Source organism: Streptomyces sp. NPDC056580 (assembly GCF_042793175.1).
Lineage (GTDB): Bacteria > Actinomycetota > Actinomycetes > Streptomycetales > Streptomycetaceae > Streptomyces.
On the sequence record NZ_JBHTVE010000019.1, the window covers coordinates 106171 to 132052 of the forward strand.

Consider the following 25882-nt stretch of genomic DNA (forward strand, 5'->3'; position numbering starts at 1 on the left):
GTTCATCGGGGACCTCGGCCACAGCAACGGAGCCTAGTACTCCAGCCGGACTTCTGTATTTCTGCTGGTCAACGGCTTGCCGGTGGGGAGTGTAGCGGGGGTTGGGCATGCGCGGGACGGTCTTGGACAGGTCGTCCCACCAACGTGTGTCCGCGCCGCTTGTAATGACAGCGACGGGCTCGTGCCTGGTGACGGCGGCGCCATCGTGACCAGTTCACCGCGTGATCGCGGCGTGCAGGACGGCGGCGGGACTGAGTTGCCAGCAGACGACGGATTTCGGCTGGTGTGAGGTCCACGAGGTCGGGTGTGTCGGCCTCGGCACCCCCTTTTCACGTTCCTGCACGGCCATCACCGCGAGGAACGCGTGGGCGAGCATGGCAAGCGTGATGTGCCGGTGCCAGCCCACGTAGCGGCGGACCTCGTACTGGTCCAGGCCGCACTCGTTCTTCGCGCTCTGAAAACACTCCTCGATCTTCCAGCGGCAGCCGGCGACGCGGACCAGGTCGGCGACGGTTGCGTCCAGTGGAGCGCAGGCGAGGTAGTAGGCGATCTCGTCGGGCCTGCTGACGCTGCGGCGGGCCAGCACCCACCTCTGCCGTGTCGGCTCGTCGATGCCGGACTCGGTCACGGCGGGCAGGCGGGCGGCGGCCCAGTCATAGAACCGTTCGCCTTTGACTCCCGGCCCTGCCGACAGACGCTGCCATGCCTCGGGCGGGGCCTGAGCGATGAGATGGTCGATGCGCGGGCCGTTGACCTGCTGCGACTTGGGGACGGCGACCACGTAGGACAGCTCGGCATCCTCCAGGAAGCGCCGGAAGTGCGAGTCCTGCCCGTAGGCAGAATCCGCAGTCACCCAGGCGATGGGAAGCGGGGAGACCAGAGCGCGCAGGATCATGTCGCGGGCCAGCTCACCCTTGGTGGCGAAGACACGCTCGTCCGGGATGCGAGCCGCTTGGCAGCGTTTACGGTCCTCGGTCCAGGACTTGGGCAGGTAGAGCTCACGGTCGACCAAAGCATGGCCGCGGGTGGTGGCGTAGGCGGCAAAGACCCCGATCTGGCAATTCTCTGTCCGTCCGGCCGTGCCGGAGTACTGGCGCTGCACCCCCGCGGAAGTGGTGCCCTTCTTCACGAAGCCGGTGTCGTCGAGGATCAACACGCCGTTCGGCGTGCCGAGTTGTTCTGCGATGTAGGCCTGGAGGTCGTCGCGCAGGCCGTCAGCATCCCACCGGCTGTGGGAGAGCAGGTGCTGCAGACCGTGCGGGGTGGCATGGCCGGCGTACTCGGCGAGTTGCCAGCTGTTCTTTCGGCCGACCGGGCCGAGCGGCCCGCGGACGTAGTCCCGCATCCGCCGCCGGGACTCCACCCGGGAGAAGCGGGCTCCGGTGCGCAGGAAGAGTTCTTCGAGTTCCAGGTCCCAAGCATTCGTTGGTACGTCGTGGATCACGAGAACGGACTGCTCGTCGCGCTGTCACTGCATGCGGCGCGGACACACGTTGGGGGGACGACCTGTCCAAGACCGTCCCGCGCATGCCCAACCCCCGCTACACTCCCCACCGCCAAGCCGTTGACCAGCAGAAATACAGAAGTCCGGCTGGAGTACTAAGACAGCCCCTATCACGTACGAATGGCATCCACCCCAGGAGAGCTGAGTACGGCTTGGCTCCGCGAGACCGACATCACGAGTTCAGTTTCAGTAGCTATGCCGAGGTTTGGCAGTACGCTCGGCCTCGGCTCAGGCTCTCGAGGCGGCAGGTTTGCCGGGCGCGGAGCGACGGGCCGGGGCTGGCGGGGCGGCCTTCTACTGGCCGAAGGGTGATCCTACGCTCGCTCATGGGCCCTGAGTGAACGGCGCCACCGGGTGCCCCGAAACGGTGCGAGCAGACACCGACTGGCTCTGATCCGGTCGGGGGCACCCAGCAGAGGTGCGGCTACCGACAAGGGAGCGTCCCGGTGGTACGGGGGAGCCCACCGGGACGACAACTCCAGCCTACGCAGCACCTCTCGCCCGCGTACGGGGATTCGCGGGAAGTGGCCGGTTACGGCCGCCTGCGCTGGCGTCCGCTCAGCAGAAGGCGCGGCAGTTGGAAGCGTGTCCGCCGCTGGTGAGACTGGACGCCGGACTGTTGAACACCCCGTGATTCGCCAAGCGCTCCAAGCCCTCACTGACCGGAGCCCGTGATCGGGCCACTGAAAGGGAACTGGAGCCGGGCTCGTAGGCAGCCGGTCGTGATGCACCCCGCCAGGCCGCCCGCCGGGCATATAGGCCACCTTGCCCAGCACGGCCCCTCGAGCAAGCCGGCTTCGTCTCTCGCGTCCCGCTATGCTGGACGTCTTCTGTGATGTCCCCCGCCTGTTCCCGCGTTGCTGGACGGGGCCGCTGGCCCGGCCGGCAGGCAGCCGGGGCGGGCATACCGCCGTCAGCCGCCGTCCCCCAAAACTGCGCAGTAGAAGGTCCCGGAACAAAAGGCGTCTCGGCTTTCATGTTCAGTCCCTGAAGCGGCTATCGACTGGTAAATCTGAGGTCAGTCGAACCCCAATTCGCGTGCGATCAGCATGCGCTGAACCTCGCTTGTCCCCTCGCCGATCTCCAGGATTTTCGAGTCCCGCCACATCCTGGCGACCGGATACTCGTTCATGTAGCCGTAGCCACCGTGGATCTGGGTCGCGTCGCGCGCGTTGTCGACGGCGACCGTCGAGGAGTAGAGCTTCGCGATCGCCGCCTCTTTCTTGAAGGACTCGCCCCTGACAAGGCGGGAAGCGGCGTCCCGCCAGCCGACCCGGGCCATGTGCACCCGCGTCTCCATGTCAGCGATCTTGAACTGGATCACTTGGTTCGCGCCAATCGGCCTGCCGAAGGCGTGCCGGGCCTTGGCGTACTTCACCGACTCGTCGACGCAGCCCTGCGCGAGGCCGGTGGCCAGGGCCGCGATCGCCACCCTGCCCGCGTCGAGGACCTGCAGGAACTGGGCGTAACCCCGCCCCTCCTCTCCCAGGAGGTTCCCGAGCGGGACCCGGACGTCGGAGAAGGACAGCTCGTGCGTGTCCGATGCGTTCCAGCCGACCTTGGAGTACGGCTCCGCAACCGTGAGACCTGGAGTACCGGCGGGCACGATGATCGAGGAGATGAGGGGACGGCCGTCCGCCTTGCGGCCGGTGACGGCCGTGACCGTGACCAGGCCGGTGATGTCTGTGCCGGAGTTGGTGATGAAGCACTTGGAGCCGTTGATCACCCACTCCTCGCCGTCTCGCACCGCGGTCGTCCGGGTGCCGCCCGCGTCCGAACCGCAGTCCGGCTCTGTCAGGCCGAACGCGCCCAGGAGCTCGCCGGAGCAGAGCCGGGGCAGCCATTCGCGCTTCTGCTCGGGCGTACCGAAGAGGTGCACGGGCATCGCGCCGAGCGAGACGCCCGCCTCCAGGGTGATTGCCACGGAGGAGTCGACCCGGGCCAATTCCTCGAGCGCGACACCGAGGGCGAAATAGTCGCCTCCCATCCCGCCGTACTCCTCGGGGAACGGCAGGCCGAACAGACCCATCCGCCCCATCTCCCGGACGATCTCGTACGGGAACGCCCGGCGCTCGTAGAAGTCACCAATCTTCGGGGCAACCACATCGCGTGCGAACTCCGCGACGGTTCGCCGGAGTTCCTCGAACTCCCGGGAGAGGCGGTGGTCCATCGCTTGTCTGCTCCTGATCCTCGGTGCTGGCAAGGACATCACTGGTGCGGGACCGTGTTGCGGGACGGTCCCGGCTCCGCAGCCCGGTAGCGCACTGCGGCTCGCCGGGGATCCGCGCGCGGCGAGCGGCCTGCGCTACCGGGCAGGCCTCAGTGCGCGTCCCGGAACTCGATCAGCCAATGCGCGTGCCCCTCGCCGCGCTCCGCGATGATCTCGGAGGTGAAGCCGGCCTCCGCGGCCGTCCGCTTCAAGAGGTCGATGCTCCCGTTGGAACAGAACAGGAGCATGAGCCGCCCAGTTTCGGTCAGGTGCCGGCGCGCCTGGGAGAAGTACCGCCTGTGCGCTTCGTATCCGGGGTCGAAGAAATTCCGCTCGAAGACCGAGAGCTCGGTTGACTCGACGTCCAGGTCGGGCATGGAGTTCCAGAAGATCAGATCGAACTTGTCCTCCTCGCCCAGAGCATCGAAGACGTCGCTGACCAGCAGTTTCACAGAGTCGGCGACACCGTGCCGATCCGCGTTGAGCTGCGCGGACTCGACCGAATTGGGGTTGATGTCCGCGCCGGTCGCCCGTCGGCACAGGCCGGCCTTGACAGCCAGGACGACGTTGTTGCCGGGGCCACAGCCGATTTCCAGGAAGCTGTCCACCGGCTCGAGCTCCTGCAGGACCTGCCAAGCGAAGACCGAGGAGTGGCTGCGCTCGATCGGGTAGACCTCCGGGAGCAGCACCCAGTCGAGGTCCTGGAACGTGACCGTCGTGGTCTCCCGGATCCGCCACGAATCCATTTCGGACATCAGTTCCGAAACTTTTTCACTGCTCGGAGCCATGATCTACCTCCTGCTGCCGGTCACTTGGTGGTGTCGCGGAAATCGACCAACCAGTGCGGGTGGCCCTCGCCGCGTTCCGCGACGATCTCGGGGACGAAGTTCGACTCCGCGGCGATCTGCTTCATACGGTCGAACTCGCCGTTGGAGCAGAAACCGATCATCAGCCGCCCTCCGTCGGTGAGGTGCCGGCGAGCCTGCGAGAAGAACCGGATGTTGCAGTCGTACGCGGGGTCGAAGAAGGAGCGCTCGTGCACCGAGAGCGAGTCCGGGTCGACGCCCTCAAGGGCGGGCGGGGAGTTCCAGAAGATCAGATCGAACTTGTCCTTCTCTTCAAGGGAGTTGAACATGTCACTGACGAGGAAGTTCGTGGATCCACCGAAGCCGTGCCGCTCTGCGTTGATCTTCGCAGACTCCACGGAGTTCGCGTTGATGTCGGTGCCGGTCGCTGTGCGGCACACGCCGCTCTGGAGCGCGACGACGACGTTGTTCCCCGGGCCGCAGCCGATGTCGAGGAAGCTGTCGACCGGCTCCAGCTCCTGCAGCACCTCCCAGGCGAACGCAGACGAGTGACTGCGCTGTATCGGGAAGACGTCGGGAAGCAGGACCCAGTCGAGGCCCTGGAACGAAACGGTCGTGGGCTCCAGGACTCGCCAGGATTCCACCTGGGAGAGGATCGAGGAAACCTCGTCATTGGTCGCAGTCATGCCCTGCCTCCTGGCTGGGTTCTTGGGTGGTGTCGGAAACAAGGGGGACGGTTCAGCTCCCCCGAACGCTCTCGCGCAGCCGGGCTTCCAGGTCCCGCACGCGCACCTCGGACGGTGCCAGGATCAGGAACTCCGCCCCGGGGCCGAGGTCGGAGTTGCAGCCCAGGACGACGATCCCCTCCCGCCGCTCCGGGTCGTACCGGAGCCCGCCGCGCTCGAGGCCCTCGAGCAAGGTGCCCAGCGGCGCCGGCGTGATGTCCAGCACGGACGAGACCGCGTGTGTGTCGGCGTAGCTCGGGCCGAGCAGGCGCTCGGCGATGGCGTGGTAGACCAGGCCGCCTCCCCAGCGCGCGTTGATCTCGTGGAAGATCAGTCGGCCGTCCGGCAGGACGATGCCGTCGATGTTGATGTACCCCCGGTAGCCGATCCGGCGGACGACATCGAGGAACGCCTCGATGTGGGCGACCACCTCGACGTCCCGCTCGGGAGCGAGCCTCAGGGGCAGGTCCAGCCCGGCCCACTTCGGGCTGCCGCTGGTCTCTCCTGGCGGCAGGCTGTAGCGGAGGATCCCGTTGTCCAGGAACTCGATGTCGTCGTCGCCGACGTAGTACTCGAAGTAGAACCGGTGGTCCGCCCGGTGATAGGCCTCCACCACGACGAACTGGTTGAGTGTGTCACTCAGGTCCGACCACAGGTCCTCCGCCAGGCCGCCAAGGTCATCACCGAGCGAGCGGGTCTCCCGGGTGCCCGGGAGTAGCTCGGTGTCGGAGTCTGTCAGGCCGATGTTGCCGTGACCGCCGCCGCTGCGGTCCTGCTTCGCGATCACCATGCCGGTCTGCCCCGACAGGCTCACGAGCGCGCGCGCTATCTCACGCGGCGACCGGGCCACTACTCCGTCAGCGATCGGCGTTCCGACGCCGGCGGCCAGCCTGCGGAACGTCGATTTCATGTTGAGTAGGTCGATACCGCTCTGCCGTGCGAATCCGCTGCCGGGCAGCGCCTGGATACCGAGGCGCTCGGCCAGCTCCGCCGCGGCCCGGGTGGCCACGCAGGGGAGAAGCGACCACTCAGAGGGCTCCTTGAGCAGCGCGCGAAGCTTGTCGGTGAAACCTTCGTCCGCGAGTCCCACTTCGTTGAGCGGGTGGTCCACGGCCAGCACGGTGACACTTGCCGGGGCGTAGCCGGACACCTCGGCCACGTACTCCTTGAAGTCCGGATCGATGTCGTCCGGGATGATGAAGACGTCGCCTTCCGCGGCGTGCCAGAGGAAACGCGCGGAAGTGTCGGTGCCGGACTTCGTCCCCTCGACGAAGCCAGACCACTCACGCACGTTCTCGGAGTAGTCGGTCCTGAAGTTGGGCAGGATGATGCGGGGCATTTACGGCCTCTCGTGGAAGGCGGTCGATCTCGGGGCGAGGCCGCTTGTCAGGGGTTCAGGTGGCGGAAATCCAGGGTCGCGTGCAGCTTGGTCTCGCCGTGGGCGGCGAGCGTGACACGGTCGTGCAGGTGCCCGGGGCCCTCTGAGGTGAAGTCGTCGACCATCTCCACCTCGCCCTCGTCCAGGAGGACGATGTTGCCGGTGAAGCGCAGGTGCCCGTCCTCCCAGTCGGCGCTCGGGGTGGTCTCGACGACGTGGTTGCCACGGTCGTCGAAGTAGATGGCCACGAAGCGCTCCAACGCGGGGCTCCAGCCGAACGTGTAGCGGCACTCCTGCCCGTTGGGGTGGAGCTCATTGGGCTCCTGGCTGTAGTCCCACTCGTACCAGGTTCCCCGGAGAATGGGCGACAGCCTGCCGCGGAAGACGCCCGTCACCGGCCGGTCCTCCCGCCCGGGGGGATACACGGTCGAGACGCACTCCCAGTCGCCCAGAAAGGGGGTCAGCGGCAGCATCTCCTTGCGGGGGACGAAGTCCTTCGGGACCGGCAGGACCAGTCCTTCGGTCGCGGCGGTGAAGGCGCTGAGGGCCGACGCCGCGCGGGGGAGGGAGTTCCCGAGCAGGGGGTTGTTCATGGCGTTTTCTGTGCCCTTTCCGAAAGCAGAATGATCATGGTTCTTCGACGTCGACGGGCAGAGCGGGGGCGCCTGCCCCGCGTGCGTCGGCCGCTCCGCGGAGTTCTCAAAAACCGCCGTGCACTGCCGCTGCCCGGTTCTCGGGGCGGTCCTTTAGGACGCCGTCCAGGGCTTTCGCGAAGCCGTCGATGTCGTCCCGGCTCATCGTCGAGCGCAGGCGCACCCGCAGCCCTGCGCCGCCGCGCTTGACGATGGGAAAGAAGTCCGGCTCCACGTAGTAGCCGGCCTCCAGCATGCACCGGGAGACGTTGACGGTGTCGTCCTCGGAGTGGAGAGCGATATAGCGGATGGGCACGGTGTTGCCGTGCCCGACGGATTCGACCACCTCGTCGAAATGGCGAATGTTCTCCTGCAGCTGCTCCTGGAGCCGCACCAGTTCCGCGCTCCGATGGAGTTTCACCGATTCGACGATCGCGCCGAGGCCAGCCGTGTTTATCCGCTGCGACCACATCAGCGGGCCGCTGTTGCGCTGGACCGCCCGGCGGACCGACAGGTCCCCGCGGGGGCCGAACATGATGGCGCCGCCGGAACCGCCGAATCCCTTATTGAGGGAGGTGATCAACATGGTGCGCTCGTTAATCGACCCCATGATGTCCAGGGCGAAGCCCCGCCCGTTCGTCCCCACGACGGACGTGCTGTGCGCTTCATCGAAGTACAGGAAGAGGCCGTACTTCTCCTGCAGACGGACAAGTTCGGCGACGGGAGCGACGGTTCCCCCGGTGCTGTAGACGGAGTCGCACACGTACGCGACGGCACGGTTCTCGCGGCAGATCCGCTCCAGCGCCTCCATGTCGTTGTGCGGGATGGTCACCACACGCGTCTCGTCTGCGCACAGTGCCTTCAGCGCGGCCAGGCAGAAGTGCGCCCGCTTATCGAAGACCAGGACCGGGGCGATTCCCCCGGTCAGCAGGCCCGAGGACAGCACAGGGAGGGTCGCCCAGGCACCCGCGGCGCACGAGTTGACCGTCCCGACCTCGGCGTCGAAGAGCGAACTCAGCTCGCTCTCCGCTTCCTCCAGGATGGGCAGGGTCATCCTGACCCGCGACAGCGAGCTGTTGAGGACCCCGACGCGCTGCACCGCGGCCACCGCCGCCGCGACTATCTGCGGGTGCTCGTCGAGCCCCAGGTAGGAGTAGGAGGACATGTTGACGACACTTCTGCCGTCCGGCGTCTGCAGGCGTCCACCACCACTCGGCTCGAACACACAACCGTGGACCCCCGCTTCGGCGGCATAGTCCCAGTTGGAGTTGCTGAGCGAGTACAGCTTCTTGATGTCCGTGTACTGATGGAACCTGTCAGTCATGCCGTATCGCCTTTGCGAGAGTCACTGCTGTCCTTAGGGGCTCCCCACCGCTCCTGCGTCATCGGCTCCGCTTCCCCATCAAGTTCAGGAACAAGGCCTCGGCCAGACAGCTCCGCGCGAAGTCGCCCAAGTGCAGGCTCTCGTTCGGGCCGTGCGCCCGGGAGTCCGGGTCCACGGCACCGGTGATGAGGATCTCCGCCTGCGGGAACGCCTGCTGGAAGGTGGCGATGAAGGGGATGGATCCGCCGAGACCAATCGCAACCGGACCCGCGCCGTCGTAGGCGTCGGCCCACGCCTCCCTGGCCACCGCATAGGCCGGCCCCTCGGAGGCCACCATGCTGGGTTCGCCGCCGTGGTCGAGGGTGACCGTGACTTCGGCACCCCAGGGGGCCAGTGTCTCGCAGTGCCGCTGCAGGGCCGCGAAGGCGCTCTCCGTGGAGTCACCCGGGGCGATGCGCATGCTGACCTTCGCGCACGCCGTGGCGGTCAGCGCGTTCGGGGCTTCCTGGGTCGAGGGCGCGTCTAGGCCGACCACGGCCACGGCCGGCCTCGTCCACAACTGGTCGGCCACCGGAACGTCCCCCAGGATCCGGGTCCCGTCGAGCACACCGGCGTCCCGGCGCAGGCGCTCCTCCGGGTAGTCCGCCGTGGCCCGTTCGCCGTGGTGCAATCCGGCGATGGCGACGTTGCCATTCTGGTCGTGCAAGGTGGCGAGCAGGCGGCACAGGGTCGTCAGGGCGTCGGGTACCGCTCCACCGAAGAGCCCGCTGTGCACAGCGTGGTCAAGCGTGCGGATCTCGACGAAGGCGTTGACGAGGCCGCGCAGCCCCGTGGTGAAGGCCGGTTCTCCCACAGCCTGGTTCATCGAGTCCGCGATCACGATGCAATCGGCCGCCAGGTCGTCCCGGCACTCGTGGATCAGGCGTTCCAGGGAGGCGGAGCCGTACTCCTCCTCGCCCTCCACGAAGACGACGACACCGACGCTGAGGTCGTCCCCGAGCGCTCGCAGAGCCGCCACATGCGTCATGATGCCGGACTTGTCGTCACCCGCGCCGCGGGCATAGAGCCGCCCGTCCCGCTCCGTCGGCTCGAACGGGTCGCTGAGCCATTGCGCCAACTCCCCAACCGGCTGCACGTCGTGGTGGGCATACAGCAGGACCACCGGAGCCCCGGGAGGCGCCGGTCTGCGTCCGATCACCGCCGGCTGTCCCCCGGCCCGGACCACCCGGACGTCCGGCAGCCCGGCTTCCCGCAGAACCTCCGCCACGGCTTCGGCGGACTGTTGGAGAATCCGGTGGTCGAAGCCCGCGAAAGCTATGCCGGGGATCCGGATCAACCGCTCCAAGTCTGCACGGACTCGCGGGAGTTCCTTGTCTACGGCCTCACGAACCTGTTCCGGCGTCAACGTCATGATGTGGATCCTCATAGGAGTTGTTGCGGACGCCGGTCGCCGGCGCACCGGACCGGGTGCGTGCCCTTGGGACACGCACCCGGCCCCAGCTCATCAGAGCTGCTCGCTGGGCTCGTCGAAACGGAAGCCCTCGCGCATCGACGGCAGGTGGTACTGCGCCGCCGTACGGATCTCGGGCTGAACGGTCTCGACCGCCGGCGCGTCCACCGGCACGCCGCGCAGGGCGTCCTTCAGGCGCGAGCGCATGTCGTTGTTCTCCATGTTGTTCACCCCCTCCCCGATACTCGATCTGCGTGGGCTGCCTACCAGCCCACACACCTGTGAGGTCAGACCCGGTCGAGCGCCGGCTTCTTCTCGATGATTCCCTTGAGAAGCAGCGCCTCAAGACCCTTGTCGACCAGTTCGCTCACCTTTTCCGGGGCGGTGCCCTCAGGAACGGCTTCGCTGTATTCCGCGATGATCTCTTCGTAGGTACGACCGTCGCAGAGTTCGTACATCAGCCAGGACCGGGGGTCAAGGTAGTGCACGCCGGGCCGGGACGGAGTGTAAACGAGCAGGCAGCCCCATTCCGGTACCGGACGCGGGCGCACGTCACTTCGGGTCTGGAAGCAGTCGTGTGGGGAGTATTTCGACATTCACGCCTCGATTTGTCGTCGTACAGAAGGGATCGGGCGCGTTCCAGTCGCCCGTGAATGCGTAAGCGGTCGAGCGGCAACCGCCACGGGAGCCCTGCGTCGACTCGCACTCCTCACAATGCGATTCGACGTTGCGGGAGCGCAGTTGGCGGTAGTGAGGGTGCTGCCACGTGCTGAGGAAAGAGACCTCGCGCACGTTGCCGAAGTCGGTGAAGTCACGCAGGTATGAGCAGCCGACGGAGCGGCCGGTGGAGTCCACTCCCGACGCCTGCCAGCAGCAGTTGGCGTCGCGCGGGTGCCACGAGCGCATCAGGTAGACGCTCTCCGGCACCACAATCCGGTCCAGCGCGGCCATCTGATCGGGGAGGGACATGGCCATCTCGGACCAGTACTCCTTCGCCCGGCCCAGGGGGTACAGGCGCAGGATCCCAACCCGTCCCACGCCCTCGGCGGCCATCAGGTCCACGAACTCCTGGAGCTCTCCCGCGTTCTTGCGGGTCATGATGAGCGTGGCCACGATCTCCATGCCGGCCTCGCGGGCGGCGCGCAGTCCGCTGAGCGAGCTCTCGAAGGCTCCCTCGACACCGAGGTGCCAGTCGTGCGCCTCCGGGGTGGCACCCATAAAGTCAACCACGACGCTGGCGACGCCGGCCTCGACCAGCTCAGCGGCCGCCTTCGCGTCGAGGAGTGTGGCGTTCGTCCGGAGACGCACCATCATCTTCTTGGAGAAGTAGCCCAGCAGGTCCAGGTAGTCGTCCCGGTGCAGCGGCTCCCCGCCCTCCACCAGGAGCTCGATGACACCGGATTCAGCCATCTCGTCGGCGAGCCGCTTGAATTCCTCCGCGGACATCTCGTCGGCCGGCGGCTTTGTGGAGCAGTCACCGTAGCACTGCTTACACTTCATATTGCAACTGGCCGTCAACTGCAACCACGACTTGAGCGGCTTGTTCAGCGTCAGCTGCCCCCCGGGCGGAGCCTCCGGAGGCGAGAAATCCAGGTCTGACATGAGACCGACCCCTTCACATTGGTAAAGCCTGCCATTCGCCCGGATTACCGGGCCTTCTCCACTGCGTTTGCCAATTCATGGCATCGGTCTTCCTAACCGGCCCACGCCGGCTCGCACCTGCTTGCGGCCGCCACCGCGCCGGACATGCGCCGCACGATCTGGGCCAGGATCGCCTGAGACGTCGCGAAGTTCAGCCGGACGAAGCCGCGTCCGGCAGCACCACACTCGGTACCGTCGACCACGGTGACCCCGGCCGTCCTGAGGAAGAACTCAGCCAGCTCCAACGTCGGCAAGGCCACACCACGGAAATCTAGCCAGGCCAAATAAGTGCCCTCTGGTGGGCGGTAGTTGACTCCAGGAAGCTCTTCGGCCAGCAACTCCGCCAGGACGGCACGGTTCCGGCTCAGGTAGCCGCGGGCCTCGTCGAGCCAGGGCCCGCCGTGCCGGAACGCCGTCGTCGCCGCGATCACGCCGAGGATCGACGTGCCATCCGTCGCCAGGCGGCCGAGGCCGGCCCAGCGCTCCCGGTCAGCGTCGTTGCTGAGGATCACCTGGGCGCATTTCAAGCCCGCGAGGTTCCAGGCCTTGGATGCGGACACCGCCGTCAGCGCCTGCCTTGCGGCACCCTCCGACACGGATGCGTAGGGGATGTGCTCGCTGCCTGGCATGACGAGCGGCGCGTGGATCTCGTCGGCGAAGACCCTGCCCCCGTACCGATCGACGAGCCGCGAGAGCGCGAGCAGCTCCTCCCGCTCCAGCACATGCCCCGAGGGGTTGTGCGGGTTACACAGCAGGAGCAGGTCCCCGCCCGCCCGGTAGGCCCGCTCCAACGCGTCGAGATCGTAGCGGTACCGCCCCTCCGAGGGAACCATCTCGATCTCTATGATCTCCCGCCCTAACAGCCGCGGAACCACGAGGAACGGCATGTAGGCGGGGGTCGGCACGATGACCGGTGAGCCGGGGCGGGAGAAGTTTTCGATCGCCACGTGCAGCGCCCGGATAACGTCGGGGAGCAGCTTGACGTCGTCAGCCGCGATCCGCCAGCCGTACCGGTTCCCCTGCCAGGCCGCGCAGGCCTCAGCCAGCTCCCGTTCGAGTCGGGGCGGAACGTAGCCGAGGACCCCGCGCTGCACGGCTGAGACGAGGGCCTCCGACACCGCGGGAGCCGTGCCGAAATCCATCTCGGCCGCGTCGGCGCCGAGCAGGTCGGTCCCGTGCAGGGTCCACTTGTACTGGTCGTTGCGCCGCAAGCCGTCGGCGGAGACGGCGTCGAAGGACGCCCACCCCGAGCCCGCGGCCCGCGCGGTCATATCGTCTTCAGCCATTCCAGCCCTCCCCGGACGGCATCGACGGACGAATGCGGAGCCGGCGCGACACCATCGCTGTGCCAGGTCACAATCACACCCCCCGTCTTACGGCGCCTGGTGGCGCGGTCCCCACGTCTTGAGTACTCCGGTCCCGTACGGCGGCGAGCGGAGCGTCGCGATCGCGTACTGCCTATTCCGTGACCACGTGCTGGCCGGCGGCCATGCTGGCTTCCCAGTTCTGCCCGTCGAACGGCGCGTACTGAATGCTCTCGCCGAACCCCAAATCGATGGGGTCGCCCCGGCGCTCGACGACGGCCTTCCCGCCAAGCAGGCAGCGTGCGTTCACGCTGAAGTAACCGGTCGGGTGGGACCGCGGGCGGTAGAAGGGCATGATGCCGCATACGACACAGAAGGTGTGGTCGGCGATGCAGTTCCCGAAGCGGTAGGGCTTCAGGTATTGCTGCCCCTCTATCAGCTTGAAACGGGCCTCGGGGAGCATAATTTCTTCATGCCCGGACATGTAGCAAATACCGCAGTTGCACAGGGTTATACTGATTCTTTGCGCAAGTGCCACCGAGAACTTCACGGAACCACAGTGGCATTGGCCATCACGCCAGACGAGGTCTGACGATTCATCCTTACCGGACTTCGCTTGCCCAGACACTCTTCACAACCCCTGTTCCACTGGCGGCAGAAACTGGGCACTTGAAGTACCCTTTAGACTTCCCCGCGTGTGACTGTGAATCGATTCCGTAATCCCGTCAGCAACTTAAAGCATCATCACATGATGCCTGGGGCGCGTCAAGAGAATACGGCGCGGCCATCACAGCACTTGACGGGTTTATCGCATGAGCAAGGTGGACAGTCTTCGTAGTCGGACTGGACACTGCTGGCGGCTTGCGGCCGGCGACCGCCTGCCGCAAGCACGGCGATCGCGTCCGATCAAGTGCCCCACCGGGTTTGACTGCCACTCAGCCGCAGTTGCTGTCGCGCAGCAGGGTCGAGTACGAACCGTCGATAGGCTCGTCAGCCAGTTTGATGCTGCTGAAGAAATCGCTCTTCGTGCAGCCCATGAAATGAACGATCTCCTCGCTGTTGGTGGTCGTCGTGAACTGCTCGACCCCGAGTCGATAGTAGAGATCGAAGCTGACCTCCAGCGGACGTAGGTCCGGCTCTTTGCCTGCCCGTAGCCGGGACAGGATGCTCAACACGTCGTGTGCGAACGTCACTCCCGACCGCACGGCGTGGTCGTCCTCACCGATCCGGATCAGGGTGCAGCCGTCGGGCAGCTCGTTGCTGTCCTGGCGGTACACCGGCTGGGTGAGAAGGTCGTATTCGAAGATGTCGTCGAGTACGCGCGTGTACTCGGCCGGCAGCAGTGGTCGAATTGACTCGCTCCACCAGCGTCGCAGCAGCCGCTTCGCTTCCGGCTCACGATAGAGGTAGTCGATGGCCGAGCCCGGCGCCTCGACTCCGATCGTTACGGCCTCACGCAGCGGGGCCGCTGCTTCGTCGTCGGTACGCAAGATCCATTCATCCATGTTCCGCAGCACCTGGGACTGCCGTATCCCGCCAAGCGTCCGCAGACCCGTGAAGGTGTGACGGAAGACAGCCGCATCGGCCAGCACCCGGCTCCAGAAGAGGAAGCGCTGCATGCGCTGGTTGTCGGCCATGGTCATCGTGTTGTGCGCGAGCACGTACTCGAAGTCGTCGTGGTCGCCGCGCACCGAGACGATCCCGTACTGGTCCTTCTTCTCTGAGTAGTCCGTGTTGGGTAGCAGCAGGATCGGGTAGACCGCGATCCGGGAAACATAGTGCGACAGCCGGTCATATCCATCGAGGAACGATTCGACGGTCTCTCCGGGGGCACCCCAGATGAGTTCGGCATAACACTCCAGTTCCTCGGCGTTCAGCCAGTTGACAAGGTCCTCCCACTGGTTGACCTTCATGTTCTTGCGGTTCATGAGCGCCAGCGCCTCAGGATTGAGTGTCTGGAGCGCCAGTGTGAAGGAACTGCGCAGACCCGCGTCCTTCATCTTTCGGACGATGCTGTAGAAGACCTTGGACTTGTTCTTCGCCCAGGAACTCTCCAGCGCCTTCGGATAGCCGGTGCGATTGCGGATCTCGATGACGTCGTCGACGAACTCCTCGTCGATCGGCAGCAGACCGAAATTCGCGTCGCACAGACAGATGGTGTGCACCTTCAGGCTCGCGTAAAGCTCCAGCTCCTCCCGCAGCCGCTGCCGGGAGAAGGCACGGACTCGCTGCCCAACCGCGCCGCCCCAGTAACAGAAGGCACACTTGTACGGGCAGCCCCGGTTGGTCTCCATCAGGGCCACGTCATAGCGGAAACTGCCGTCGGGACGGGTCAGCTCCAGCGCGCCGGACAGGGCCGGCGAGGGGATGATGTCTAGGTTCTGGATACGGTCGCGCGGCTCGGTGGTGGCAATAGTGTCGCCGCCGTCACGGTAGGAGATGCCCTGGATGTCGCCGAGAGCGTGGACTGAGCCACGGTCCAGGTACCGGGCTAGCAGATCCCGGAAGACCAGTTCGCCCTCCCCGTTGACGATCACGTCGACCTGGGGAAACATCCCGAACGTTCTGGTCGCCTGATTGGTGACGTGTGTACCGCCGAAGACCGCCCAGCCGTCCGGGTTGAGCTGCTTGAAGGTCTCGACCAGAGATCCGAAGGTGCGGAAATTCCAGCCCGTCACCGAACAGGCCAAGATGTCGGGCGGGCCGTCCTCGAATATTTCGTTGGCCATTTTAGTGAGGGTGGTGCCACCGCGGTAGTTGATGATCTTAATGTCGAACGCATCGCGTATTCGGTCGTCCGCCAGCGCCGTGGCCTTCAAGTAGGCCGCCGCAAGCGGCATCGATTCCAGGGGCATGTCCCAGATGCCTTGCTGCACAAGGTAGACCGAAATCTTTTCACCAAGTCCCACGGCTGCTGCTCCCTCTTGTTGCGTGCCATACGAATGAATTCGCTTACCGGCGCCGACCTGCGCCTGAATTCCCGGCCGCCGGCGACCGGCAGCCAAGCGGAAGCTCCGTCGCCATCAGGTATTGATCGCATCCCCGATTACTGGAACCACGAACGAGTCTCATTGGCCGGGCCGAGCCTCACTGCGACCACAAACACGTCCACGCCAAGCAGCACAACTCCGCCCATCTGCCTCGCGCGACGGGGGATTCATGCCATCCACGCCATGCGCTCGAACAGGCGCCATGAAGGTGTAGCCAGACCCGGTCGAGCCGTGAGGCGCTTACCTGGCCAGCTGATGTTTCAGGTCCGAGGCGTCTTCAGGTCGTTGGCAAGCCGCGGCGCCCCTGGAACCAGGTTGGCAGGCGAACTATCGGCAGGGCTTGCGGGCACGGAGCGTACGCGTGCGAGGAGCCGCCGCACCCCCCGCGTCTGCTGCTCGTCCAGCGCCGGATCTGGCAGCGGGGCGGCAGACATCCTGGTGAAGACGCGGTTCATGGCCTCACCGAGGGACCAGGCGTGCGTGTGCTGGTACTGCGCGAAACCCGGGCATCCATTCACGACGTGGTCGAACCGCTCGAACGTACTTCTCGTCCAGTCCTCGGTGCGTGGATGCCGGTGATGATGGTCGTGGGGGCTCGAATCACTGGGCAGCACCGCGACGCGCACGACCAGGTGATAACCCATCAACCGTAGCCACCACAGGGCCCAAGCCCTGATCCGCCGGGCCGTCGGCAGTGTCGGCGCCGGCGCCTCGTCCAACAGGAAACGGCTATGAACTAGCAGCACCATGCGTAGCCGCGCAGGCTCGTCGAGCAGCGTTCCCCAGTGGTGTTCGCTGAACATTCCGAGAAGTCCCGTCACATTGAACACCACGAACATCGGCACGACATATGCGAATAGCAACTCCGGGACGAAGCCGAACCAGTACGAGCCAGCGACCATGGCCGCTGCGAACGTCCACAACGCGGCCTTGCGATACCACGGCTCCCCACGCTGCCAGTCGAACAGCCGATAACGCGCGTAGAGCACGTAGGTCCAGGGCGTAAGGATGAGGTAGGTCAGGCGCCGGTAGTAGAAGGACTTCGGCATACCGGTCGGGAACCCCAGTGACAGGAGAGGGGCCTCCACGTCCTGGTAAGTACACATGGCACGAGTGTGGTGGCTGCGGATGTGCTGCTCGCGGTAGGAGTCCAGCGACGACGAGAAAGACACCAGCGACACGCAGAAGGCCAGCACCTCGTTGACCCGACGCGATTTGAACAGCGTGTCGTGCGTCGCATGGTGGAAGATGTTGAACAGTGCCCAGCCACGCCCGGACAAGATGAGCCACTGGAAGGGCAGTAGCCACCACAAGTGCGCGGAGACCGCCCAGACACCGGCTGCGACGGTGAGTATGAACCCGCCGAAGGCCTCGACCGTGTAGACGAGCCGGCTCCGGTGCACCAGCGGCTTCTGGTCGAGGTGTGGACAGCCGCTGATCCAGGTGACTATGGCCTCGAGTAGAACCGCCATTGAACGCGGGAAGGTCCGCTGAATAGCCCTGCTCACGGACTCGCGTACTTCAGTGTTGACATTGCGCGGCTGTTCTACGAACGCGGCACGCTCCGCCTTGATCTCGGCTTCGGGTTCATTGATCGTTGCTAACTCGAACGGGTCCCAATATCCGGTTGAATTGACGACCATTCCATGGATGCTAGCAAGGTGAACGGTGGTCCACAAGGAGTAGGTTGATGTTCATACCGTGACGCCTTCTGACCGAACCAGTCTTCGCAAATCGGGCGAAGCCCCTCGAGTCAGGCAGGAATGTCCTGGCCCTGGGGGGCTTCGTCTGATCCCGAGCGAACTTCACCCAACACATGGGATGCACTGGCATAGGCATGCCCCCAGAGTGAGCGTAAGCACGCCCAAGTGGCCGCCCTGTCCGCCTTCCGAGGCTCGGGCCGGCGAAAAAGCGGTAGCAGCTCCTCCGGATTTCCCCCGGCTGCTGGCATAGGCATGCCCCCAGAGTGAGCGTAAGCACGCCCAAGTGGCCGCCCTGTCCGCCTTCCGAGGCTCGGGCCGGCGGCCATGCAAAAAGCGGAAGCAGTTCCTCCAGAACTCCCTCAGCTTCCCAGCCTGCGGAAACGTCTCGCCCATCGGCGTCCTGGCGCCTCATTCAAGGATGCCGTCGGCCCTCGGAGTGGCGCCGACTGCAACCGGCGCCTGCAGTTCCGAACACGGCTTGAACACAGAGCGGGCGCTGAACTGCTCATCTGGGCAAGCCGGCCAAGTTTTGGCAAGCTTTTTGACGCCTCCACCCGACACGCCCGAACTTCGTCCAGTTTTCGCCACTTTATGAAAAGTAAATGGTCAGAGGCCTGCCGCGAGTGCCTTGACGTTTCTCAGCCACCGTGGAAGACTCGATCAAGCTGTCGGCTGGACACCGTGCATAAACGTTCCGTAAATGTGAACGGGTATATGGTTCCGCCGCTATCGGGGAAGCGGACAAGGGTCTGAAGTGGGCGCATTCAGGCAGGGGGAATCATTTGAGGACATCCAGATCGCGGCGGAATACCGCAGTGCGATGAGGGCCTAGGTCGGAAGACTGTCGCGGCCCTGTACGGCGTCCAAAAGATGTTGGCGCATAGGGACCCCGCTTCCCCGGGCCTGCGATCATCCGCTGCCGCATCTGGCGGTCAGGGGCTTCCTATGCTCCGGCTCTGTCAACACCGCACCCAGCCCAGGCTCTGTGTCGGCCCTCGGATTGCTATATCGGTTCGATTACTCAGCTGGCGACTTATTAAGAAATCCACTTAACTGCTGCGCGGCGGCCACGGCCACGCCTATTGGAGAAATCATGCCCCTTTGGGTGATTCCCAGCTTAAATGAAGCTAACCGGCGGGCCAGCGAGCTCAAGATTCCGGACAAGATGCTCATCGGCTCCGAATGGTGCGACGCGGCGGATGGCCGGCGCATCGATGTCCTTAACCCATTCACTGAGGGCACCATCGGCAGTATCCCGAGAGGTGGCGAGCAGGACGTCCGGCGCGCGGTGAAGACCGCACGCAAGGCGTTTGAGACGGGCTCGTGGGCGCGGATGAGTGGACGGGAGCGCGGACAGCGGCTCTCCCGGGTGGCCGATCTGATCCGCCTGGAGCAGGAATGCTTCGCGCTGCTTGAATGCATCGATAATGGAAAGCCTGTCCAGGAATCACAGTGGGCCGCCATGATCGCCGCCGAGGTTTTCGAGTACTACGGCGGCTGGGCGGACAAATACCACGGCGAGGTCGTCCCACTCAAGCACAGGCACTACAACATGGTCGTGCATGAACCCGTGGGCGTGATCGGTGCGATCGTCCCCTGGAACTTTCCGACGATCCAGGCGGCCCAGAACATTGTCCCGGCGCTGGCGATGGGTAATTCCGTCATCCTTAAGCCGGCGGAGGAATGCTCGCTCGCCGCCCTCAAGCTCGGCGAACTCTGCATCGAGGCCGGAATCCCGGACGGTGTGGTCAATATCGTCACGGGGCTCGGTGAGGAAGCTGGCGCAGCCCTCTGCCAGGAACGCGGAGTGGACGCGATCATCTTCACCGGGTCGACTGAGACCGGGCGCAGCGTGATGCAGGCCGCGAGCGGCACCCTCAAGCGCCTCTCCCTCGGGTGCAGCGGAAAGTCACCGAACCTGATCTTCCAGGACGCCGATCTCGAGGCGGCGGTCGACAACGCTTTCCTCGCTATGTTTTTCAACCAGGGCGAGGTATGCAACTCCAGTTCGCGGCTGCTGATCCACGACTCGATCTACGATGAAGTGGTCCCGATGATCACAGCTCGGGCCGGGCAGCTCAAACTGGGCGACCCCCTCGACAGGACCACTGAGATGGGCTGCCTCGTCTCCCAGGAGTACCTCGACCGGAACCTGCAGTACATCGACATCGGCACTAAGGAGGGTGCCGTACTCGCGGCGGGCGGCACGCGCCGGGAAGGCCGGGGATACTTCCTCGAACCGACCGTGTTCATCGACGTGGCACCGGAGACCCGGATCTTCCAGGAGGAGATATTCGGGCCCGTCCTCACCGTGACGCGCTTCCGGGACGATGACGAGGCGGTGGCGCTCGCCAACAACTCCGACTATGGGCTCGCGGCGGGCCTCTGGACCAGGGACGTCAAGCGCGCGCAGGACGTGGCCTCCCGGCTGCAGGCGGGCACGGTCTGGGTCAACATGTTCGGCTACCTCGACATCGCCTCGCCGTGGACTGGCTACAAGCAGAGCGGGACCGGGACGGCGTGGGGAAGGGATGCGCTCGACTTCGTCACCGTCCCGAAAAGCATCTGGTACGCACGGTAGTTGAGGTGCTGACGGACATCGACGGTGTTCCCATCCGGTACCACTGTTCCGGCAGTACTCTCCGGCCTGCCCGTCGGTCGCACCGCCAGCCGCCCGGAAGTGGTGGCGGGCGGGCCGCCCGGCCGGCTTCCTCTCTGGTCGGCCGCGCTGGATCCCGCACACACGACTCAATGTGGAGGCTGTATGCCCGTCCATGAACTGGCGGTCCTCGGCGCCGGAGTCAGCGGACTTGCCCTCGCCGTCCAGCACACCCAACTCGGCGGATCCGTCAATGTCTACGAGAGGCGGAGCGCGATCCGCCCCGATGGGCTCGCGTTCATCTTGCAGGAGAACGGGCTGGCCGCCCTCGAACGGCTCGGCCTGCGGAACGAAGTCGTCGCAGGCGGACGTGAACTGACGGAGTACCAGCTTGCCGACCACCGGGGCATGGAACTGGCCAAGGAGAAGCTCGACAACTGCGTCGGCGTACGCCGCGGCGATCTGATCGACGCGCTGCTCTCCCGACTGCCCGCGCGGTCGCTGCACGTCGGGAAGTCGTTCGTCCGCTTCGGCTGGTCCGCCGCCGACCGCGCCGCGACCGCGCACTTCGCCGATGGCACGACGGCGGAGGCGGACTGGTTCGCGGGTAGCGACGGGATCCGCTCCGCAGTCCGGTCTCAGCTGTTCCCCGGGCACGTCCTCGCCCCGGTGCGCGTCAACGACTTGGTCAGCTTCGCGCCGACCGCGGCCCTGGGACTCGATGCCACCACCCGCTTCTCAAAGATCGTGCACAGCGGCGGCGGTCTGGCCGTCGGCTACCTGCCGTGCGGTGACGAGGTGGTGTGGTTCATGCAATTCGACACGTTCCGGTACCCGTGCGAGAGCGCCACCGCGACCGGCCTGGCAGACTTCACCCGGCGGACGCTCATCGGGTGGCCGCCCGTAGTGCAGCGCCTGATTGAGGCGACGGACTTCACCCAGAGCCACCTTTGGGCCTCTACCCGGCTGACCGACCCGTTGCGGGAGTATGTGCGGGGCAACGTGATGCTCCTCGGCGATGCGGCGCACCCGCTGCCCAGCCTGACGAGCCAGGGCGTCAACTCCGCGCTGGAGGACGCCGTGACCCTCGCCGACGCCCTCGCCGACGCCGCTCCGCTTGCCGACTACTCGACGAACCGGGCGGAGCACGTCGCCGGGTACATCGCCCAGGGTCTCTCGCTGCAGGCCGGCTTCCTCGCCCCGGTCGACGGCGATCCACTCATACCGCTGGCATGGTCAGCGAGCAAAGGACGGCTATGAGTGCCGCGGAGTTCAGTTTCGACCGCCCGATCCCGCTCGACATCCTGCGGCGACGGGCCCACAACTACCGCTGGGCCACGGTCCCGCCCGAGGTCATCCCGCTGACCGCGGCCGACCCCGACTTCCCCGTCGCACCGGTGGTCCAGCAGGCGCTGACGCGCTACGTCTCCGACGGGGTCTTCTCCTACGGCCCGCCGCTCGGCCTGCCCGAGTTCCGCGAAGCAGTGGCCGCGTACCACCGCGAGCACAAGGGCGTCGACGTCCAGGACGAGCAGGTCATCGCGGTGGACAGCGCCGCCCGGGGCATGTCCGTCGTCTGCCGGGCCCTCCTGCGCCCGGGCGACGAGGCGATCATCCTCGACCCGGTCGACTTCCTCTTCCCACGCACCGCCGAGAGCGCCGGCGCCACCGTCCGGCGGCTGGGCTTCGACTGGGAGCGACGCCGGTTCCCCGTGCAGGAACTATCCGCGCTCATCACGCCACGTACCCGGCTGATCTACCTCTGCCACCCACACAACCCGCTCGGGTTGCTATTCACCCGGCACGAGCTGCGGCAACTCGTCGACCTCGCGGAGCTCCACGACCTGCGCATCGTATGCGACGAGATCTGGTCCGACATCGTCTACCCCGGGCAACGCTTCCACTCAATCCTGTCAATAGCCGGTGCCGCCACCCGCTGCGTCACGCTCACCGGGTTCTCCAAGAACTTCGGCCTGGCCGGCCTGCGGGTCGGTGCCGTCGTCGCCCCAGATGAGCGGCTCCACGACCTGATAGTGAAGGCCACTGAAGCCACCGACACGATCGGCGGGACCAGCACGCTGTCACAGGTCGCGGCGACCGCCGCGCTCGTGGACGGGTGGCCGTGGTTCACCGGCTTCCTCTCCCACCTACACACGATGCGCGACCTCGTCGTGGACGGCCTCAACGCCATCCCCGGGGTCCGGGCGCACTCGCCGCAAGCCACCTACGTGGTCCTGGCCGACGTCTCCGCGTACGGCGAGCGCGTCGAGGACATCTGCGCGCGGCTGATCGACCGAGCGGGCGTGGCCCTGGTGCCCGGCTCTGCGGCCTTCTTCGGCCCCGGCGCCGAGGGACACCTGCGCCTCAGCTTCGCCACCCACCGCGACGTACTGACCGAGGCGCTGGCACGGCTGACCGACGCGTTCGAGGATTTCGCCGAGCATGGCTTGTCCGGCGGGGCCAGCGGGGGCACCGCGCTGAGCAGCCGGAGGGCCATCGGTCTTCATGAGCTGACCGATTTGAAGGCGCAGGTCACCGGGCCGGTCCTGCTGCCCGGGGACGAGCGGTACGCCGAGGAGACGACCACCTGGAACCTGGCCCTGACGCATCGTCCGGCGGTGGCCGTCGGTGCCACCGGGGCCGGCGACGTGCAGGCTGCCGTCCGTTTCGCCGACCAGCGGAACTTGCCTGTGGCGGTCGTGGCGACCGGGCACGGGGCGGTGGTCCCGGCGGACGGAGCGCTGCTGGTCAGCCTGCGCCGGATGGACGATGTAAGCATCGACCCGCAGGCGCGTACCGCGACCGTCGGCGCGGCCACCGAGATGCAGACCCTGGTCGACGCCGCCGCCGAACACGGCCTGGCACCGCTCGCCGGCTCGTCACCGAACGTCGGCGTGGTGGGCTTCACTCTCGGCGGCGGCCTGAGCCCAGTCCTGGGCCGTGCCCTCGGTTACGCCGCCGACCACGTAGTCGCGGCCGAGATCGTCACACCCGACGGTGAACTGCGCCGGATCGACGCGGAGACCGAGCCCGACCTGTTCTGGGCGGTCCGCGGCGGCAAAGGCAACTTCGGCGTCGTCACCTCGCTCACTGTCCGCCTGGTCCCAGTCACCCGCATTTACGGTGGCAGCCTCTACTTCCTCAGCCGACACGCCGGCGAGGTACTCAACGCGTTCCGCGAAGCCACGGTCGACGCGCCCGACGAACTCAGCCTGTCCTTGGCGTTCCTGCGGCTGCCAGCGGTGCCGTCCGTACCGGAGCAGCTCCAAAGTCGATTCACGGTTCACGTGCGTGTCGCCTTCCTGGGCCCGTCCGCGGAGGGCGAGCGCCTGATCGCGGGCCTGCGCGCGGCCGCGCCGACACTGATCGACTCCGTGTCCGAGATGCCTTTCACCGCCATGGCCTCCATCCACGACGACCCCGTGGACCCGGTGCCCGAGTACGAGATCTCGACCCTGCTCCACAGCTTCCCCCAGGAGGCCGCCGATGCGCTGCTCGCTGCAGCCGGCCCGCGCGTCGACTCGCCCGCCCTGCTCGTCGAGATCCGGCAACTGGGCGGTGCCCTCTCCCGCGATCCGAAGACGCCGAATGCCGTCGGCAACCGGGACGCACAGTTCCAGTTCTTCGCCGCCGTCGTGGCCGACCCCGGCATGACAAAGAACTTCCGAGGCGCGCTCGCCGGCCTGGTCCGGGCGCTTGACCCGTGGTCCACCGGCCGCAAGCAGGCCAACTTCCTCGGCGAGTACGACACGGCCGAGGCGGTGGAGAAGGCGTACGAGCCGGCCGCCTTCGAAAGGCTGCTCCAGATCAAGGAAGCGTGGGACCCGCGCAACCTGTTCCGGATCAACCACAACCTTCGGGCCCGGTCGTGAGCGCGCCAGAGCGGTCAACCAGCGCTTCCCCCGCAGGGAAACCCAGTTACCCGGAGACAGACACCATGGTGCAGTTCGGCATCTTCAGCGTCGGCGACGTGACCACCGACCCCACCACGGGGCGGACCCCGACCGAGCACGAGCGGATCAAAGCCATGGTGGCCATCGCGCTCAAGGCGGAGGAGGTCGGCCTGGACGTCTTCGCCACGGGCGAGCACCACAATCCACCGTTCGTGCCCTCCTCACCGACCACCATGCTCGGCTACATCGCGGCCCGCACCAAGAAGCTGATCCTCTCCACCTCGACCACGCTGATCACCACCAACGACCCGGTGAAAATCGCCGAGGACTTCGCGATGCTCCAGCACCTCGCCGAGGGCCGGGTCGACGTGATGATGGGCCGCGGCAACACCACCTCCGTCTACCCGTGGTTCGGCAAGGACATCAGCCAGGGCATCCCACTCGCAGTGGAGAACTACGCGCTGCTGCACAGGCTCTGGCTCGAGGAGGACATCGACTGGCAGGGCCGCTTCCGCACCCCGCTGCAGTCCTTCACCTCCACCCCGCGCCCACTCGACGGCACCCCGCCATTCGTCTGGCACGGCTCCATCCGCAGCCCCGAGATCGCCGAGCAGGCCGCCTACTACGGCGACGGCTTCTTCGCCAACAACCTCTTCTTACCCAAGGAGCACTTCCAACGCCTGATCGACCTCTACCGGGAGCGCTACGCCCACCACGGCCACGGCACCCCCGAGCAGGCAATCGTCGGCCTCGGCGGCCAGGTGTTCATGCGCAAGAACTCCCAGGACGCGGTACGCGAATTTCGCCCCTACTTCGACAACGCCCCCGTATACGGCCACGGCCCGTCGCTGGAAGAGTTCACCGAGCAGACGCCACTCACCGTCGGCAGCCCGCAGGAGGCCATCGAGAAGACCCTCGCCTTCCGCGACACCTTCGGCGACTACCAGCGCCAGCTGTTCCTGATGGACCACGCCGGACTCCCACTGAAGACCGTCCTGGAACAGCTCGACCTGCTCGGCGAGGAGGTCGTCCCCGTGCTGCGCGCCGAGTTCGCCAAAAACCGCCCCGCGAACGTACCCGACGGGCCCACCCACACCGCGCGAGTGACGCGACGAGCTGAGGAGTCGTGCGGTGCCTCCACACCGAGGCGGGGCGCATCCCGGGTCCAATCGCCCTCCGGCTGACAGCGGCCTGTACGTCCACAATCGAGGACACAGACCCTGAACAAGACGTACATCTCCACCACCGTCGTCGAGCACGACGGAGCGGTGTTCCTCGCCGAGGACGGCCAGGACAGCTACCTGCCCGCCCCCGTCCGCCACGCCCTCTCCTGGGCCTGACACCACAACCGCCTTCAGTCGCGCAGCCAGTTCCCCAAGACACTCACCTTCGCGAGCCGACGCCGCGCCCGAACCCCAATCACCAGGAGGAGTCACCCTTTTCCGCTTCATCGCTCTGGCTAATTACATCCGTTGCACAGCGGTTGTAGATAGCCTGTCCTTGCTCCGACTGCCACCTCTCCCTCTTGGAGGCCGAAGCCGTGTCCAAGCCGCCGTTCACGCACCTGCACGTCCACACCCAGTACTCGATGCTGGACGGTGCCGCGCGGCTGAACGACATGTTCAAGGTCTGCAACGAGATGGGCATGACGCACATCGCCATGTCCGACCACGGCAACCTGCACGGGGCGTACGACTTCTTCCACTCCGCGAAGAAGGCCGGAA

Annotated in this window: 20 protein-coding genes; 5 read left to right on the forward strand and 15 right to left on the reverse strand. The window is 66.1% G+C overall.

Translation table 11 applies throughout. From position 1 onward, the window contains the following. Positions 1 to 214: 214 nt before the first annotated feature. From ACFQ9Z_RS34000 to ACFQ9Z_RS34070, 15 genes are all read right to left on the reverse strand, one after another. Positions 215 to 1441 carry an IS701 family transposase gene (locus tag ACFQ9Z_RS34000; protein ID WP_383029028.1) on the reverse strand — a complete coding sequence of 409 codons (1227 nt, stop codon included), beginning with the start codon at positions 1439 to 1441 and terminating at the stop codon, positions 215 to 217. A gap of 1081 nt (positions 1442 to 2522) precedes the next feature. Beyond that, positions 2523 to 3674 carry an acyl-CoA dehydrogenase family protein gene (locus ACFQ9Z_RS34005; protein ID WP_383028917.1) on the reverse strand — a complete coding sequence of 384 codons (1152 nt, stop codon included), beginning with the start codon at positions 3672 to 3674 and terminating at the stop codon, positions 2523 to 2525. 149 nt (positions 3675 to 3823) lie between these two features. Then, the gene (locus tag ACFQ9Z_RS34010) at positions 3824 to 4501 is read right to left on the reverse strand and encodes an SAM-dependent methyltransferase (protein WP_383028922.1); all 678 of its coding nucleotides are present in this window, start codon (positions 4499 to 4501) and stop codon (positions 3824 to 3826) included. A 20-nt stretch (positions 4502 to 4521) separates the two neighbouring features. Then, entirely contained in the window at positions 4522 to 5205 is a 684-nt protein-coding gene (locus tag ACFQ9Z_RS34015; protein WP_383028927.1) for a methyltransferase domain-containing protein, read from the reverse strand. A gap of 52 nt (positions 5206 to 5257) precedes the next feature. Beyond that, positions 5258 to 6583 carry a hypothetical protein gene (locus ACFQ9Z_RS34020; protein WP_383028930.1) on the reverse strand — a complete coding sequence of 442 codons (1326 nt, stop codon included), beginning with the start codon at positions 6581 to 6583 and terminating at the stop codon, positions 5258 to 5260. A 47-nt stretch (positions 6584 to 6630) separates the two neighbouring features. Further along, positions 6631 to 7215, reverse strand: coding sequence for a hypothetical protein (locus tag ACFQ9Z_RS34025; protein ID WP_383028933.1), 585 nt, complete (start codon positions 7213 to 7215; stop codon positions 6631 to 6633). Between the two features lie 106 nt (positions 7216 to 7321). Next, positions 7322 to 8578: an aminotransferase class I/II-fold pyridoxal phosphate-dependent enzyme gene (locus ACFQ9Z_RS34030; RefSeq protein ID WP_383028937.1), complete on the reverse strand. Its 1257-nt coding sequence runs from the start codon at positions 8576 to 8578 to the stop codon at positions 7322 to 7324. Between the two features lie 58 nt (positions 8579 to 8636). Further along, complete coding sequence (locus ACFQ9Z_RS34035; protein ID WP_383028943.1) at positions 8637 to 9989, reverse strand: dipeptidase; 1353 nt, start codon at positions 9987 to 9989, stop codon at positions 8637 to 8639. A 93-nt stretch (positions 9990 to 10082) separates the two neighbouring features. Continuing rightward, positions 10083 to 10250 (reverse strand): hypothetical protein, encoded by a 168-nt coding sequence (locus ACFQ9Z_RS34040; RefSeq protein WP_383028946.1) that lies wholly within the window; start codon positions 10248 to 10250, stop codon positions 10083 to 10085. 65 nt (positions 10251 to 10315) lie between these two features. Next, entirely contained in the window at positions 10316 to 10516 is a 201-nt protein-coding gene (locus tag ACFQ9Z_RS34045; protein ID WP_383028949.1) for a hypothetical protein, read from the reverse strand. Between the two features lie 64 nt (positions 10517 to 10580). Then, on the reverse strand, positions 10581 to 11630 hold the full coding sequence (locus ACFQ9Z_RS34050) for a radical SAM/SPASM domain-containing protein (protein WP_383028954.1): 1050 nt from the start codon (positions 11628 to 11630) through the stop codon (positions 10581 to 10583). A 92-nt stretch (positions 11631 to 11722) separates the two neighbouring features. Beyond that, a complete protein-coding gene (locus tag ACFQ9Z_RS34055; RefSeq protein WP_383028959.1) occupies positions 11723 to 12955 on the reverse strand; it encodes a MalY/PatB family protein in 1233 nt (410 codons plus the stop codon). Between the two features lie 172 nt (positions 12956 to 13127). Further along, positions 13128 to 13523, reverse strand: a complete 396-nt coding sequence (locus ACFQ9Z_RS34060) for a GFA family protein (protein WP_383028963.1) — start codon at positions 13521 to 13523, stop codon at positions 13128 to 13130. Between the two features lie 385 nt (positions 13524 to 13908). Further along, on the reverse strand, positions 13909 to 15882 hold the full coding sequence (locus ACFQ9Z_RS34065; RefSeq protein ID WP_383028970.1) for a KedN5 family methylcobalamin-dependent radical SAM C-methyltransferase: 1974 nt from the start codon (positions 15880 to 15882) through the stop codon (positions 13909 to 13911). A gap of 341 nt (positions 15883 to 16223) precedes the next feature. After that, positions 16224 to 17606: a fatty acid desaturase gene (locus ACFQ9Z_RS34070; RefSeq protein WP_383028978.1), complete on the reverse strand. Its 1383-nt coding sequence runs from the start codon at positions 17604 to 17606 to the stop codon at positions 16224 to 16226. A 1153-nt stretch (positions 17607 to 18759) separates the two neighbouring features. Here ACFQ9Z_RS34070 and ACFQ9Z_RS34075 point away from each other — a divergent pair. From ACFQ9Z_RS34075 to ACFQ9Z_RS34095, 5 genes are all read left to right on the forward strand, one after another. After that, entirely contained in the window at positions 18760 to 20247 is a 1488-nt protein-coding gene (locus ACFQ9Z_RS34075) for an aldehyde dehydrogenase family protein (protein WP_383028982.1), read from the forward strand. A 183-nt stretch (positions 20248 to 20430) separates the two neighbouring features. Further along, the gene (locus tag ACFQ9Z_RS34080) at positions 20431 to 21525 is read left to right on the forward strand and encodes an FAD-dependent oxidoreductase (protein WP_383028985.1); all 1095 of its coding nucleotides are present in this window, start codon (positions 20431 to 20433) and stop codon (positions 21523 to 21525) included. Then, positions 21522 to 24137 (forward strand): aminotransferase class I/II-fold pyridoxal phosphate-dependent enzyme, encoded by a 2616-nt coding sequence (locus ACFQ9Z_RS34085; protein ID WP_383028990.1) that lies wholly within the window; start codon positions 21522 to 21524, stop codon positions 24135 to 24137. The genes ACFQ9Z_RS34080 and ACFQ9Z_RS34085 overlap by 4 nt, the downstream gene beginning before the upstream one ends. A 68-nt stretch (positions 24138 to 24205) precedes the next feature. After that, complete coding sequence (locus ACFQ9Z_RS34090) at positions 24206 to 25342, forward strand: LLM class flavin-dependent oxidoreductase (RefSeq protein WP_383029031.1); 1137 nt, start codon at positions 24206 to 24208, stop codon at positions 25340 to 25342. A 356-nt stretch (positions 25343 to 25698) separates the two neighbouring features. Beyond that, positions 25699 to 25882, forward strand: a 184-nt coding sequence (locus tag ACFQ9Z_RS34095; RefSeq protein WP_383028994.1) for a PHP domain-containing protein, incomplete at its 3' end; no start/stop codon positions are given.